Source organism: Pantoea sp. X-Soil-YNGN-844 (genome assembly GCF_059730595.1).
Genome location: NZ_AP036007.1, coordinates 2,504,127 through 2,517,818, shown reverse-complemented (window position 1 = coordinate 2,517,818; position 13,692 = coordinate 2,504,127). Strand labels below are relative to the sequence as shown.

17 protein-coding genes are annotated in these 13,692 nt (G+C 55.8%); 14 read left to right on the top strand and 3 right to left on the bottom strand.

Annotated elements, in window-relative coordinates:
- Positions 1-150 precede the first annotated feature (150 nt).
- From AC6I8C_RS11840 to AC6I8C_RS11830, 3 genes are all read left to right on the top strand, one after another.
- Positions 151-1,242: a mechanosensitive ion channel family protein gene (locus tag AC6I8C_RS11840; RefSeq protein ID WP_497822575.1), complete on the top strand. Its 1,092-nt coding sequence runs from the start codon at positions 151-153 to the stop codon at positions 1,240-1,242.
- Positions 1,243-1,683: 441 nt separating this feature from the next.
- On the top strand, positions 1,684-2,139 hold the full coding sequence (locus tag AC6I8C_RS11835) for a hypothetical protein (RefSeq protein ID WP_497822574.1): 456 nt from the start codon (positions 1,684-1,686) through the stop codon (positions 2,137-2,139).
- A gap of 274 nt (positions 2,140-2,413) precedes the next feature.
- Entirely contained in the window at positions 2,414-2,989 is a 576-nt protein-coding gene (locus tag AC6I8C_RS11830) for a GNAT family N-acetyltransferase (protein WP_497822573.1), read from the top strand.
- Here AC6I8C_RS11830 and AC6I8C_RS11825 read toward each other — a convergent pair.
- Positions 2,956-3,948: a threonine ammonia-lyase gene (locus AC6I8C_RS11825; protein ID WP_497822572.1), complete on the bottom strand. Its 993-nt coding sequence runs from the start codon at positions 3,946-3,948 to the stop codon at positions 2,956-2,958. The two genes, AC6I8C_RS11830 and AC6I8C_RS11825, sit on opposite strands and share 34 nt — an antisense overlap.
- A gap of 52 nt (positions 3,949-4,000) precedes the next feature.
- Between AC6I8C_RS11825 and AC6I8C_RS11820 the strand changes: the two genes are divergently transcribed.
- Positions 4,001-4,348, top strand: a complete 348-nt coding sequence (locus AC6I8C_RS11820) for an ArsR/SmtB family transcription factor (protein ID WP_095706976.1) — start codon at positions 4,001-4,003, stop codon at positions 4,346-4,348.
- Positions 4,349-4,782: 434 nt separating this feature from the next.
- The gene (locus AC6I8C_RS11815) at positions 4,783-5,121 is read left to right on the top strand and encodes a nuclear transport factor 2 family protein (protein WP_497822571.1); all 339 of its coding nucleotides are present in this window, start codon (positions 4,783-4,785) and stop codon (positions 5,119-5,121) included.
- 262 nt (positions 5,122-5,383) lie between these two features.
- Here AC6I8C_RS11815 and AC6I8C_RS11810 read toward each other — a convergent pair whose 3' ends face one another.
- Positions 5,384-5,887 (bottom strand): P-loop nucleotide/nucleoside kinase family protein, encoded by a 504-nt coding sequence (locus tag AC6I8C_RS11810; RefSeq protein ID WP_497822570.1) that lies wholly within the window; start codon positions 5,885-5,887, stop codon positions 5,384-5,386.
- Between the two features lie 131 nt (positions 5,888-6,018).
- Positions 6,019-6,648: a Vat family streptogramin A O-acetyltransferase gene (locus AC6I8C_RS11805; protein WP_497822569.1), complete on the bottom strand. Its 630-nt coding sequence runs from the start codon at positions 6,646-6,648 to the stop codon at positions 6,019-6,021.
- Between the two features lie 226 nt (positions 6,649-6,874).
- Here AC6I8C_RS11805 and phnF point away from each other — a divergent pair, with 226 nt between their 5' ends.
- The 9 genes from phnF to phnN are packed head-to-tail and all read left to right on the top strand — an operon-like array spanning position 6,875 to position 13,660.
- Positions 6,875-7,588 (top strand): phosphonate metabolism transcriptional regulator PhnF, encoded by a 714-nt coding sequence (gene phnF, locus AC6I8C_RS11800; protein WP_033733116.1) that lies wholly within the window; start codon positions 6,875-6,877, stop codon positions 7,586-7,588.
- On the top strand, positions 7,588-8,034 hold the full coding sequence (phnG, locus tag AC6I8C_RS11795; protein ID WP_061062788.1) for a phosphonate C-P lyase system protein PhnG: 447 nt from the start codon (positions 7,588-7,590) through the stop codon (positions 8,032-8,034). Before phnF ends, phnG begins: the two co-directional genes overlap by 1 nt.
- The gene (phnH, locus tag AC6I8C_RS11790) at positions 8,034-8,609 is read left to right on the top strand and encodes a phosphonate C-P lyase system protein PhnH (RefSeq protein WP_497822568.1); all 576 of its coding nucleotides are present in this window, start codon (positions 8,034-8,036) and stop codon (positions 8,607-8,609) included. The genes phnG and phnH overlap by 1 nt, the downstream gene beginning before the upstream one ends.
- Positions 8,609-9,685, top strand: a complete 1,077-nt coding sequence (locus AC6I8C_RS11785) for a carbon-phosphorus lyase complex subunit (RefSeq protein WP_497822567.1) — start codon at positions 8,609-8,611, stop codon at positions 9,683-9,685. Before phnH ends, AC6I8C_RS11785 begins: the two co-directional genes overlap by 1 nt.
- A complete protein-coding gene (locus AC6I8C_RS11780; RefSeq protein WP_497822566.1) occupies positions 9,678-10,526 on the top strand; it encodes an alpha-D-ribose 1-methylphosphonate 5-phosphate C-P-lyase PhnJ in 849 nt (282 codons plus the stop codon). The genes AC6I8C_RS11785 and AC6I8C_RS11780 overlap by 8 nt, the downstream gene beginning before the upstream one ends.
- Entirely contained in the window at positions 10,516-11,277 is a 762-nt protein-coding gene (gene phnK, locus AC6I8C_RS11775) for a phosphonate C-P lyase system protein PhnK (protein WP_497822565.1), read from the top strand. Before AC6I8C_RS11780 ends, phnK begins: the two co-directional genes overlap by 11 nt.
- Complete coding sequence (gene phnL, locus AC6I8C_RS11770; RefSeq protein ID WP_497822564.1) at positions 11,278-11,991, top strand: phosphonate C-P lyase system protein PhnL; 714 nt, start codon at positions 11,278-11,280, stop codon at positions 11,989-11,991. It abuts the gene before it with no gap.
- Positions 11,988-13,124 (top strand): alpha-D-ribose 1-methylphosphonate 5-triphosphate diphosphatase, encoded by a 1,137-nt coding sequence (phnM, locus tag AC6I8C_RS11765; protein ID WP_497822563.1) that lies wholly within the window; start codon positions 11,988-11,990, stop codon positions 13,122-13,124. The genes phnL and phnM overlap by 4 nt, the downstream gene beginning before the upstream one ends.
- Positions 13,124-13,660, top strand: a complete 537-nt coding sequence (gene phnN / locus AC6I8C_RS11760) for a ribose 1,5-bisphosphokinase (RefSeq protein ID WP_497822562.1) — start codon at positions 13,124-13,126, stop codon at positions 13,658-13,660. Before phnM ends, phnN begins: the two co-directional genes overlap by 1 nt.
- Positions 13,661-13,692 lie beyond the last annotated feature (32 nt).

Below are 13,692 nucleotides of genomic sequence, written 5' to 3'. Positions count from 1 at the left end.
AGCATCGCGCATTTCCTGCCAACTTCGCTGCTATGGTTCATACTCATGAGCGCTGATTGTGTTACAGACGGATAACCGTGCAGACAACGGTTACTGAGTGGGTCACTTATCTGACAGCTTTAGCCTGTCAGCTAACGAAAAGGGAAAATAATGCCATTGTTATTCGGTGAGTTATCTGGTTTCCCGTCATGGGTGCCTGTTGTATTACTCGTCTCGCTTTCATTTGTACTGGGTTTTCTGGCTCGCCTTATCCTGCTTGCCTTTATCCGCTACTGGCAGGGCCGTGACAGAAAGCTGTTCAAATCCCTGGAAAAGCACCTTAGCGGTTCAATGTTCTTTTTCGTGCCGTTATTAATGATCAATGTCGGGATTAATTACATCGATTTTCATCCTGAATCACTCGATCTCATCACCAATATCATCAACGTCTTTATTATTATGTCATTCTGCTCGGTCTTAATCCGGTTGACCAACGTGGCGCAGGATATGCTTTATATCCGCTATGACATTAATATTTCCAATAACCTGCGCGCGCGTAAAATCCGCACCCAGATTATCTATGTTAAGAAAGTCGTTATTGTCATCCTGGTGCTGTTCTGCGTTTCGCTGATTCTGCTGAGCTTCCCCGGCGTCCGTAAATTCGGTACCACTATTCTGGCCGGTGCGGGTGTGGCTGGTATCATTATTGGTTTTGCCTTACAGAAGTCGCTGGTTAACCTGTTCGCCGGTATTCAGATCGCCTTTACCCAGCCCATCAAGATTGATGATGCGGTAGTGGTGGAAAAGGAGTGGGGCTGGATTGAGGAGATTAACCTGACCTATGTAGTAGTGCGCATCTGGGATCTGCGCCGTCTGGTGCTGCCGATTACCTATTTCACCGAGAATCCGTTTCAGAACTGGACGCGCAACAACGCCCAGATTTTAGGCTCGGTGTTCCTCTACGTGGATTACTCAATGCCGCTGGAGCCATTGCGTAAGCATTTCGACAAAATCCTGAGTGAAACCAAACTCTGGGACCAGGAAACCTCGGTGCTTCAGGTGACCGATACTACCGAAAAAACCATGACCATCAGGATGCTGATGACCGCGCAGAACTCTCCGATTGCCTTTGATTTACGCTGTTATGTGCGTGAAAAGATGATTGAGTTTATTCAGCAGAATTACCCGGAAAGCCTGCCACAGGTCAGGGCGTCGCTGACGGAGAGTGGATCGGAGAAGGCGGTGAGAGGGGGAGTGGAATAAATTTTTTGAAGAGTTTGAGAGGGAGGGAGTAATAGTCTTAGAGGAATGTAAGCATTCTGATGGCTATTGCTCAGTTATCTTTCAGGGGAGATGAAGCATTGGTGTGTATGTCTGCTTTGTGTCAGTAGCAGACGTCGTTAACAGCGTGATACGTTGATTGATAGCGAAGTGAATACCTTAAAATGGAGAAAGGATTGTCAGATAAATTCATAAACTGCGCGTTTAAGGCCCGTTGGGAGAAATCCGGATTTTCGTGGTGGGCTATCAATTAAAGGCTCTCTGTCGGCGCCATCGTTGTGCAGCATGCCTCTAACAGGATGGTTAAAGCATTCTTATTAAGAGGTCCTTAACTTTCCCAGCTCATGAGTGTCCTGTTCTTGTGGAGTTTTGCGCCAGAACCCCATATGATTGATTAATAATGGTCAAGTAAAGGACGCTCTGATGCAACTCATAAAAACTGAATATGCCCTTAATTCCGGTTATCCGATTGTCAGGCGCACGCTGGAAGACAAAAAGAAATTAGTGAAACAGCCAGGGTTCGGTCCTGAGTCCTGCTGTGCAGTAGTCGAGTATAGGCTCCGGGGTAATATTCGCTATGCGTTCGGAAACAGTCAGATGCATGTAAGCATGCCGCCAGGCATCTATACCCATGACTGGGTCAAACTGCATGGTGAAATGGCCGCGCTGGTTGCCGCGATAAACCGCATAGAACGCTTTTCCACGGATGATGTCATACCCATCACTGGCGCCTATATCGAATTGCGGCCCTGTGAGGCCCACTGCCTGCAGGCACTGCATAATATTCTGCCTGAGGACGCTAGCGTCTATTACTCTTTTGACCACCCCACTCAGGTTGACGAATGGAAAGTACGTGCTCACGAGCTTTGTCGCGTTTGAAACTTTTCACCACGCCCTTTTCCCGGATAAATCAGAAAGGCTAGCCCTGAGAATTCAGGTGATGGGAGGGATGAATGGAAACGCAGACTCTCCCTTTAAACGTTACCCCGCGGATTGCTCCCAGCGTAAATTGCACTGCGATCATCTCCGTTACGTGCCAGGCGCGGACGTTGAAGCCATAATGCCATCTTTGCATGATGTAACAGATGACGGCAGGGTATTTTAAGAGAGATAAAACCTGACCAGAAGTGTGTTTATTAAAGGATCGTTGCCCATGCTAATCCCCACGCTTACAACCGATCGGTTGATATTAAAACCATTAGTTGCCGAAGATGCTCAACAGATCCAGAAGCTTTATACTCGCTGGGAAATCGTTCGTTATATGGTGGCGTCGGTCCCCTGGCCTTATCCAGAGAATGGTGCTGAGAATTACGTCAATAACGTTGCGTTGCCTGACATGGCCAAAGGAATTGCATGGTGCTGGACGATCAGACATTGTGAAACACCGGACAAACTCATGGGCTTGATCTGCCTTTACGACGCAGAAGATAACAATCGCGGATTCTGGCTCGCACCGGAATATCAGGGGCACGGCTTTATGCGTGAGGCGAGTATTGCGGCTACGGATTACTGGTTCAATGTGTTGAATAAGGCGGTATTACGCGCACCTAAAGCCGCCGCTAACAGACGCTCTCAGCGTATTTCAGTCAGTAGCGGAATGCGGCTTATTAAAACTGTTAAGAAGGAATATGTCAGCGGCCTTCTGGATTCTGAGCTTTGGGAAATTACCCGCGCTGAGTGGAATGCGCAATGTCGTCAGCGAGCGGCCTCATTAACTAAGTTGAGATAGCGTGAGCCAGAGATATTTCTGCCGCTTACGACGCAGACAACCTTACGCCCGCTCAGCTCTTTCGCATAACGAAGGACTGCTGCAACCGCAGGTACGCCTGAAGGCTCTATGACATGGCGGTGCTGATTTAGCATGAACAGCATTGCTGCTTTAATTTCGGCTTCTGAAACAAGAAGAACACGATCAACGCGGTCACGTATCAGTGGCCAGGTCATCGCTTCAGGCTCTATATAACCACTGATGCCTTCCGCGATTGACGCCGTTAATTCGACAGGAATCGTTTCCCCTGCCTCTTTCCATTTGGCAAAAGTCGGGCTCGCTTCACTTTGCACAGCCCATACTTCGGTAGCAGGGTTTATGGCTTTGATGGCCGTTGCAATGCCTGAGGCCAGCCCGCCGCCGCCAATGTTGACGAGAATAACGTCGGCATCTGCCCATTCCTCCATGATTTCCAGACCGACGGTGCCGGCCCCGACAATCATCTGCTCATTATTGTAGGCTGAGACGAATGTCGCCCCGGACTGTTCCGCTGTGACAATGGCGGCCTGCCTTGCTTCTTCAATGTCTTCAAAAAAGGTTATCTGAGCACCATAACTTTTCATTGCCGAGACCTTTATAGGGTCTGCGGAATAGGGCAGGAATATGGATACAGGTATGCCAGCTGCATGACCTGCACAGGCGAGTCCTAAGCCATGGTTTCCCGCTGTGGGGGCGATGACACCTGCACTTCGCTGATCCGCAGCGAGACTGGCAAGAACGTTTACGGCGCCCCTCAGTTTAAAGCTACCCGTATGCTGGAGATTTTCCATCTTAAGCCTGACATCCGCTCCGACAAGGGCAGACAACGTCTGCGCAGGCTCCAGTGGGGTTCTGCATATGGTTTGCCTGATTCGCCCTGCGGCTGCATAGATAGCTTTCAGTGTGACACCGTCCATTGGCCTTTGAGTCTGAGTTGTCATAATATGCCCGCTTAATTTATATAAGAAAATGACTATATAGGAGATTGGCTATATGAACAACGCAAAGACATCGATGGCCGATATTTTCCGCGCCCTGGGCAACGAGCATCGGCTCGTCATTGTTGAATGGCTTTCCGATCCCAGGTCACATTTTCCGGAGCAGCAGGACGGCGATCTGGTTGAGGATGGTGTGTGTGTCGGGTTCATCACTGAAAAAATTGGTCTGAGTCAGCCTGCTGTGACAGGTCATCTACAGATTCTTGCTAAAGCGGGAATTATGACCTCGAAACGCATCAAGAACTGGGTATTCTATAAACTGGATCGTCAGCGGATGGATGAAGCTACTGAAATGTTGTCGGGCTATGGGAAGCTGGCGACGCGTCCACCTGCAGAGTCATAGTTAAGTATGGCGCACTTCAGGCGAACAAAGCCGGTATGCGTGTTCATCTCGCGCATCATGTGCTCGACTGGCAGACTGATTTATTGCAACGTCCTGATTAACTATCATCTTTTGCCAACCCGCCGTGTCACCCTTTAAGCACTTAGCTTATCTTCACGGTTGTTCACATTGCGTATGCCTTAGCCTGTGAACCACTGCACGCAATGTGACTTGCTTCCTGACAATTATCACCTGTCACTTCAGTGATCCATGTTTAATAACAGACAGTTACGTCTGCTATCCCTCATGGCGCGATGTGTGTTGTCACGGAGGCGTTATGCCAGCAGCAGACTGGATAAGAATCGAATTCAGCTTGCTGATAACGTGTTTATCTGCGTATCATATGATTCTATATGCAATTTTAATGCATATAAATTCAATTAGATGAGAGTGCCATGTCAGTAGATTCGCCAGTAAAGGCGCAGTTTGAAGCCTACAATGCCCATGATATTGACGCGTTCATCGCTTGCTTTTCAGAGGATTTCAAAGGTTATCGGATGCCAGGTGAAAGTCCTGCTACCACCGGGAAGGAGTCCTTACGTGAATTTTACGTGAATAACCGTTTTAATAATCCGAATCTTAAAGCAGAACTTATTTCCAGAATCGTAATGGGGAATAAAGTTTTCGATCATGAATTAATACACGGTTTATCGGATCAACCGCTGGAAAGTTTTGCTGTTTTTGAAATTAAAAACGACCTTATTGCTACTGCCTGGTTCTATTTTCCTGATTAAACGTCTTTAAATAAGCACCCGCCAATTTTAGTTCCAGATTTTTTAATGCTGGAAAGTGACGTTTCGCCTGGAACACACAGGTTCCTGATCTGACCCGGAGTGCTTCTTCTACCCTCTCAGAGATCATACTGATATCGTCGCTTTGACCTGAGCGAAGAGAGTGACGATAATTTTTCTAATTGGCTTCAACCCTGAGGGCCTGACGCGATGCTCCGCTCAGTTCAACTCATTCAGCGCAGTCAATAGTTCGGTCCAAAGGCGCTCAGGTGTGACATCTGACCTTAAGAATCTCCTCAACACACTCAGCAGGCGTTAACCCCACCGTATCCAGCTTCAAATGTTCTCTCCCCCAAGGCTCATAAACACGATCCATAACGGCCTGCCAGTCGGGCACTTTTAAGCCGGGAATATCAGAGATTCTGCTCTCTACACGCGCACGATGCTGTTCGGGATCCGAACAGAGGATTTCAATTTCCAGAAAGGGAACACCTGAAGATATTGCGATATCCCGAAAACTATCACGCACCAGATTAAGGTCATTCACCGAATCAGTGATAACCGGTAATCCCAGTTTCAGGTTGTCCCGTGCAAGCTCATACAGGATGAAATAGCCTTCCGGGCCAATGTCCCTCGAAGCCGCTGAACCATTACGCAATGCCTGTTCAATCGTATCGACGCGTAAATATACTGCTTTTAATTTTTCAGATAACAGTTTAGCGATAGTGCTTTTTCCACAACCCGGAAGACCACTAAAAATGTAGAGCATAACGACTCCCGTTTTAACCTGCGCTCCAGTGATAATGCCGATACGTTTGCATACCAGCCTGAGCGAATTTCCCATTGCTTAACGGTAAGTGTCACCGTTTTCCCCTGACGAACGTTGATGAGTCTGCACAACTATTCGGCTGGCAAGGCGTCGAGGTCTGCGGAGATGATTGCCGGAAGGTGTAGGGTGATCTTTTCTACAGGCCAGTCCCACCAGGCCAGCTTCTCCAGTGTTGATATGGTTTCATCGTTAAAACGCTGCCGGATAACTCTGGCCGGATTACCTCCCACAATCGAATAGGCCGGGACATCCGACGTGACGACAGAACGTGACGAAATGATCGCGCCGTTGCCGATGTTAACGCCTGGCATAATCAGTGCCTGATAACCCATCCAGACGTCATTCCCAATCACCGTATCACCTTTAGTGGTCAAATCGCCGGGCTGATGCTGACCTGTTTCCCATCCATTTCCGAAGATGTAGAACGGATAAGTGGAGAACCCCGCCATGCTATGATTCGCGCCATTCATCATGAACTGAACGCCTTTCGCTATCGCGCAGAATTTACCAATGATGAGTTTGTCGCCAATAAACGGGAAGTGATAAAGGACATTGCGCTCGAAGTTTTCTGAGTCGTCGGGGTCATCATAATAAGTAAAATCACCGATGATGATATTGGGGTTCTTCACCGTGTTTTTGATAAAACAAAGCTGTGGGAAGCCTTCCATTGGATGGGGATTGGCCGGATCCGGTCCGTACATATTCTCTCCTTAAACGCTAAATGAGTTCGTTCCAGTGTACACCAGGCAGGCAGCCGTCCTGTGTGCACAGACTCAATGCCTGCTTGCTGTAAATCCCTGACTACCACATTCACCCCACCTTCACCCCCGCGTCACCATTCTGTCATCTGCTTCCCTCAGGCTAACCCCATCCCGCAGCGTCTTATCACTGCGTTCACACTCTGTAACCCGTGAGGATTTCATCGTGATGGAGTTATCCAGACATCCGACCACTGTCTATCAGGCTGTTGCCGCACAACTGGAGCAGGCGCTGAAAGAGCGCTACCGCTGCGGCGACTATCTTCCTTCCGAACAACAGCTGGCCGATCACTATGAGGTGAATCGCCACACGCTGCGCCGGGCCGTCGATGAGCTGGTGCACAAAGGGCTGCTGCAGCGCCGGCATGGCGTTGGCATTCTGGTGCTGATGCGCCCTTATGACTATCCGCTGCATGCCCAGGCGCGCTTCAGTCAGAACCTGATGGAGCAGGGCAGTCACCCGACCAGCGAACGGCTGCTGGCGGTGCTGCGTCCGGCCAGCAACGACGTCGCCAGTGCGTTAGGCGTAAAAGAGGGCGACAACGTCATTCATCTGCGCACCCTGCGCCGCGCCAACGGCGTGCCGCTCTGCCTGATCAACCACTTCCTTGCCGACCTCAGCTGGTGGCCACAACTGCAGCAATTTAACAGTGGATCGCTGCACGACTTCTTAGTGGAGCACACCGGCAAGCAGCTGGTGCGCACCCAGACGCGTATCAGCACCCGTCGGGCGCAGGCGAAGGAGTGCCGTCAGCTGGATATCGCGCTGCATGCGCCACTGCTCTGCGTGCGGACCCTGAACAAAACCAGTGATGGCGCACTGGCGGAATACTCCGTCAGCCTGACGCGCGGCGACATGATCGAACTGACTCTGGAGCACTAATGGAACAGCAAACGGATCGTCAGCGCTGGCTGTCGGTGCTGGCGCACAGCAGCGCCGCCCTGCTTGAACAGCACTGGCAGGCGCTTAACCTCCAGCCGGAATTCACCCTTGTTCGTCCGGCGGAGATCGGGCTGACACGGCTACAGGCGCGGATGGGGGCCACCGGCAAACGCTTTGTGATGGGTGATGCCACGGTGACGCGCGCGGTGGTGCAGCTGGGCGACGGCACCCTGGGTTACAGCTACCTGTTAGGGCGTGACAAAGCCCATGCCGAACGCTGCGCCCTGCTGGATGCGCTGTTGCAGCAGCCGGAAACCCGGCCCCTGCTGGAAGAGAAGATTATTACCCCGCTGGCGGCGTGGCGCGATGAGCAGCGACAGCTGCGCGCCCGTGAAATCGCCAGCAGCAAAGTGGATTTCTTTACGCTGGTTCGCGGAGATAACTGATGACATTACTGGCAAGTTTTAACCATCCGGTCGCGGATGCACAGCGCGCGTTTCGCCGCATTCTTAAAGCGATGAGCGAGCCGGGCGTGATGGTCTCGCTGCCGCTGCAACAGGGCTGGGGCGCGCTGTCACCGGCGGCGACGGCGCTGCTGCTGACGCTGGTCGATCAGGAAAGCCCGGTCTGGCTGGATGCGCAAATCGACAACGAACAGCTGCGCAATAATCTTCGCTTCCACACCGGCGCGCCCATCACTTCGCAGCAGGACGCACCTTTTGCCCTGAGCCATGCAGCGGCGCAGCCGGATCCCACGCAGTTCGCGGCAGGTGACAATATGTCGCCGGAAAAAAGCACCACGCTGATCATCGAAGTGCCGTCGCTGAATGGCGGATTAACGCTGCGTCTCTCCGGGCCTGGCCTGCGGGAAACCCGCGCCATTGCGCCACAGCTACCGGAAAGCGTACTGCAATACCTGCGCACCCGTCCGCATCCCTTCCCGCAGGGCGTTGATCTCATCTTCACCTGTGGCGAAGCGATCATGGCCGTGCCGCGCACCACCGTTGTGGAGGTGTGCTGATGTATGTCGCGGTGAAAGGGGGCGAAAAAGCGATTTCAAATGCCCACCAGCTGCAGGCCGATCTGCGACGCGGCGACAGGGCTGTGGCCGAACTTGGCTGCGATCAGGTGGCGCAGCAGCTGGGGCTGGCGGTGGATCGGGTGATGACCGAAGGCGGAATATACGATCCGGAACTGGCGGCGCTGGCGATCAAGCAGGCCAGCGGCGATCTGGTCGAGGCGATCTTTTTGCTGCGCGCCTATCGCACCACATTGCCACGGCTGGCAGAGAGCATACCGCTGGCGACCGGTGCGATGCGCATCGAACGCCGCATCTCGGCGGTCTATAAAGATCTGCCGGGCGGCCAGGTGCTGGGTCCAACCTATGACTACAGCCACCGGCTGCTCGACTTCACTCTGCTGGCTAACGGCGAAACGCCAGCTGCGCCGCGTGACGATTACACGATGCCTGACCACTGCCCGCACATGTTCAGCATGATGACCGACGAAGGGCTGGCCGCGGGCGAGGTGGATGACGGCAGCGAGCCGGTTGATATCACCCGTGAACCAGTGAGCTTTCCCGCTTCACGCGCCGCGCGGCTGCAACAGTTGGTGCGCGGCGACGAAGGTTTTCTGCTGGCGCTGGGCTATTCAACCCAGCGCGGCTATGGCCGTACCCATCCGTTTGCTGGCGAGATCCGCACCGGCACTCTCAGCGTCAGTATCTGCCCCGAAGAGCTGGGTTTTGAGCTGGAGATCGGGGAACTGCTGCTGACGGAGTGTGAAATGGTTAACGGCGTCGCCCACAGCGATGCCGCTGCGCCGCAGTTTACCCGTGGCTACGGGCTGGTGTTTGGTCGCGCCGAGCGCAAAGCGATGGCGATGGCGCTGGTGGACCGGGCGCTGCAAAGCCGCGAGCAGAATGAGCGCGTGACCAGCCCGGCGCAGGATGAAGAGTTTGTGCTGTCGCACGCCGACAACGTCGAAGCCGCGGGTTTTGTCTCGCACCTTAAGCTGCCGCATTACGTCGATTTCCAGGCCGAGCTGGAATTGCTGAAACAGCTGCAGCACGATTATCAGGAGCGCAACCATGGCTGAACTCACCGGCTATAACAACGGCTATCTCGACGAGCAGACCAAACGCACCATCCGTCGCGCCATCCTCAAAGCGGTGGCGATCCCCGGCTATCAGGTGCCGTTCGCCGGACGCGAGATGCCAATGCCTTACGGCTGGGGCACCGGCGGCATTCAGATCACCGCCAGCGTGATTGGCGATCAGGATGTGCTTAAGGTGATCGATCAGGGCGCAGATGACACCACCAATGCGGTGTCGATCCGCCAGTTCTTTAAGCGGGTCAGCGGTGCGGCGACCACCGAGCGCACCGCCGATGCCACGCTGATCCAGACCCGGCACCGCATTCCGGAAACGCCGCTGGAAGAGGATCAGATCCTGATTTTCCAGGTACCGATCCCGGAGCCGCTGCGTTTTATCGAGCCACGCGAAACCGAGACCCGCACCATGCATGCGCTGGAGGAGTACGGCATCATGCAGGTGAAGCTGTATGAAGATATCGCCCGCTACGGCCATATCGCCACCACCTACGCCTATCCGGTGCGGGTCAACGATCGCTACGTGATGGATCCGTCGCCCATCCCCAAATTCGACAACCCGAAGATGCACATGATGCCCGCGCTGCAGCTGTTTGGTGCCGGGCGCGAAAAGCGCATCTACGCCTTGCCGCCTTACACCCGCGTGGAGAGTCTCGACTTCGACGATCACCCCTTCACCGTGCAGCAGTGGGATGACCCCTGCGCGCTGTGTGGCTCGCGCCACAGCTATCTCGATGAGGTGGTGATGGACGATCAGGGAACGCGGATGTTTATCTGCTCCGACACCGACTTTTGCCATCAGCAGCAGGAACAGCAACATGCACAGTGAACAGCCGCTGCTTGCGGTGAACCAGCTCACCCATCTTTATGCGCCGGGCAAAGGGTTTGAGCAGGTCAGTTTTGATCTCTGGCCCGGCGAAGTGCTGGGGATTGTCGGCGAGTCCGGTTCCGGTAAAACCACGCTGCTGCAGAGCCTGTCGGCGCGTCTGACACCGCAGCAGGGCAGCATTCTCTATCAGAACCGCGACCTCTATCAGATGAGTGAAAGCGAGCGCCGTCGTCTGCTGCGCACCGAGTGGGGCGTGGTGCATCAGCATCCGATGGACGGGCTGCGTTCGCAGGTCAGCGCGGGCGGCAACATCGGCGAACGGCTGATGGCAACCGGACAGCGCCACTATGGCGACATCCGCGCTGAGGCGAGTCGCTGGCTACAGGCGGTAGAGATAGACGCCGGGCGCATCGACGATCTGCCGACCACCTTTTCCGGCGGGATGCAGCAGCGTCTGCAGATTGCCCGCAACCTGGTGACGCAGCCGCGGCTCATGTTTATGGATGAGCCGACCGGCGGGCTGGATGTCTCGGTGCAGGCGCGACTGCTGGATCTGTTGCGGACGCTGGTGCGTGAGCTGAATCTGGCGGTGGTGATTGTCACCCACGATCTCGGCGTGGCGCGCCTGCTGGCGCATCGCCTGCTGGTGATGAAACAGGGACGGGTGGTGGAGAGCGGTCTTACCGACCGCGTGCTGGACGATCCTCATCACCCTTACACTCAACTGCTGGTCTCTTCGGTGCTTAATTAAATGACGACTATCACTCCGCGCCTGCGGGTAGAGAATCTGTGTAAAACCTTTGTGCTGCACAACCAGAACGGCGCTGCGCTGCCGGTGCTGCACAACGCCAGCCTGACGGTAGGCGAGGGCGAATGTGTGGTGCTGCACGGTCATTCCGGCAGCGGAAAATCTACGCTGCTGCGCGCGCTTTATGGCAACTATCAGCCCGATAGCGGCCACATCCGGGTTGCCCATCAGGGCGAGTGGATCGATATGGCGCAGGCATCAGCGCGCCAGATTATCGCCCTGCGTCGCGACACGCTGGGCTGGGTGAGCCAGTTTCTGCGGGTGATCCCGCGCGTGCCGACGCTGGAGATTGTGATGCAGCCGCTGCTGGAGCGGGGCGTGGATCGCGAAATCTGCGAAGCGCGGGCCGCTGAGCTACTGACCCGGCTGAATGTGCCGCAGCGTCTCTGGTCGCTGGCCCCGTCCACCTTTTCCGGCGGTGAGCAGCAGCGGGTGAATATCGCACGCGGCTTTATCGCCGACTATCCGGTGCTGCTGCTGGATGAACCCACCGCCTCGCTCGATAGCGTCAACAGCGCGGCCGTAGTGGACTTAATTGAACAGGCGCGCGCCCGGGGTGCCGCCATCGTCGGTATTTTTCACGATCGGGCGGTGCGCGAGCGGGTAGCCGACCGGCTGCACCTGATGCACCCGATCGACACAGGAGTGCAGGCATGATTATCAATAACGTCAGACTGGTGCTGGAAAACGAGGTGGTGACCGGATCGCTGGAGTTTCGCGATGAGCGCATCAGCAGCTTCAGCGAAACCACCAGCCAGCAGCCCGATGCGCTGGACGGCGAAGGTGCCTGGCTGCTGCCGGGCCTGGTGGAACTGCACACCGATAACCTCGACAAGTTTTTCACCCCACGCCCGAAAGTGGACTGGCCCGCGCACTCGGCGATGAGCAGCCACGATGCACTGATGGTTTCAAGTGGGATTACCACCGTGCTGGACGCGATTGGCGTGGGTGATGTGCGCGACGGCGGGCACCGGCTGGATAACCTCAGCAAGATGATCGACGCCATCCGCGACAGCAACCGCAAAGGGCTGAACCGCGCCGAGCATCTGCTGCATCTGCGCTGTGAACTGCCGCATCCCACCACCGCGCCGCTGTTTGAAGCGCTGATGGGCACGCCGGAGCTGGCGCTGGTGTCGCTGATGGACCATTCGCCGGGCCAGCGTCAGTACGCCTCGCTGATCAAATATCGCGAATATTATCAGGGCAAATATCAGCTCAACGACGCCGAGATGGATCAGTTCGAGCATGACCAGCTCACCCTGGCGGCGGAGTGGTCGCAGCCCAATCGTCAGGCGATTGCCGGGCTGTGCCGGGAACATGGCATCGCCATTGCCAGCCACGATGACGCCACGGCGGCGCACGTGGAAGAGTCTCACGCGGCAGGCAGCCGCATTGCGGAGTTTCCGACCACGCTGGAGGCGGCGCGTGCCTCGCGCTATCGCAACATGCAGGTGCTGATGGGCGCGCCCAACATCGTGCGCGGCGGCTCGCACTCCGGCAACGTTGCCGCCTGGGAGCTGGCGTCACACGGCCTGCTGAATATTCTCTCCTCCGACTACTACCCGGCCAGCCTGCTGGATGCGGCGTTCCGGCTGGCGGCTGACGAGCGCAATAGTCTCGGCATGGCGCAGGCCATCGCGCTGGTGACCTGTAACCCGGCTCGCGCATTAGGGCTATTCGATCGCGGCGTCATCGCCGAAGGCTGCCGCGCCGACCTGGTGCTGGCGCACACCGCCCACGGCTACCCGCACGTGCGGCACGTCTGGAGCAAAGGCCGGCAGGTGTACTGATGGCGCGGCTGATCTGGCTCACCGGTCCCTCCGGCTCCGGCAAGGACAGCCTGCTGGATGCGCTGCGGGCGGCACCGCCGCCCCGGCTGCTGATCGCCCATCGCTATATCACCCGCGCCGCCGATGCGGGCGGTGAAAACCATGTGGCGCTGACTGAAACGGAGTTTGAGCGTCGCGCCGCACTCGGTCTGTTCGCGGTGAGCTGGGAGGCGCACGGTTTCCGCTACGGCATTGGCTGCGAGACGGAACAGTGGCTGCTGCGCGGGCAGAATGTGGTGGTGAACGGGTCGCGGCTGCATCTGGCCCAGGCACAGGCGCGGTTTGGATCGCAGCTGCTGCCTGTCTGTCTGCAGGTGACGCCCGCGGTGCTGGCGGCGCGGCTGCGTCAGCGCGGGCGCGAAGATGAGGCGGAGATCGCCCGGCGGCTGGCGCGCGCTGTCCAGCCACAACCCGATGGCTGCCTGATTCTTAACAACGACGGCGCGATGGCGGAAACCGTCTGCCAGCTACGCCAGATACTGGAGGCGCATCAATGACACCTGGCACCCGCGGAAACCGTCCGGCAGCG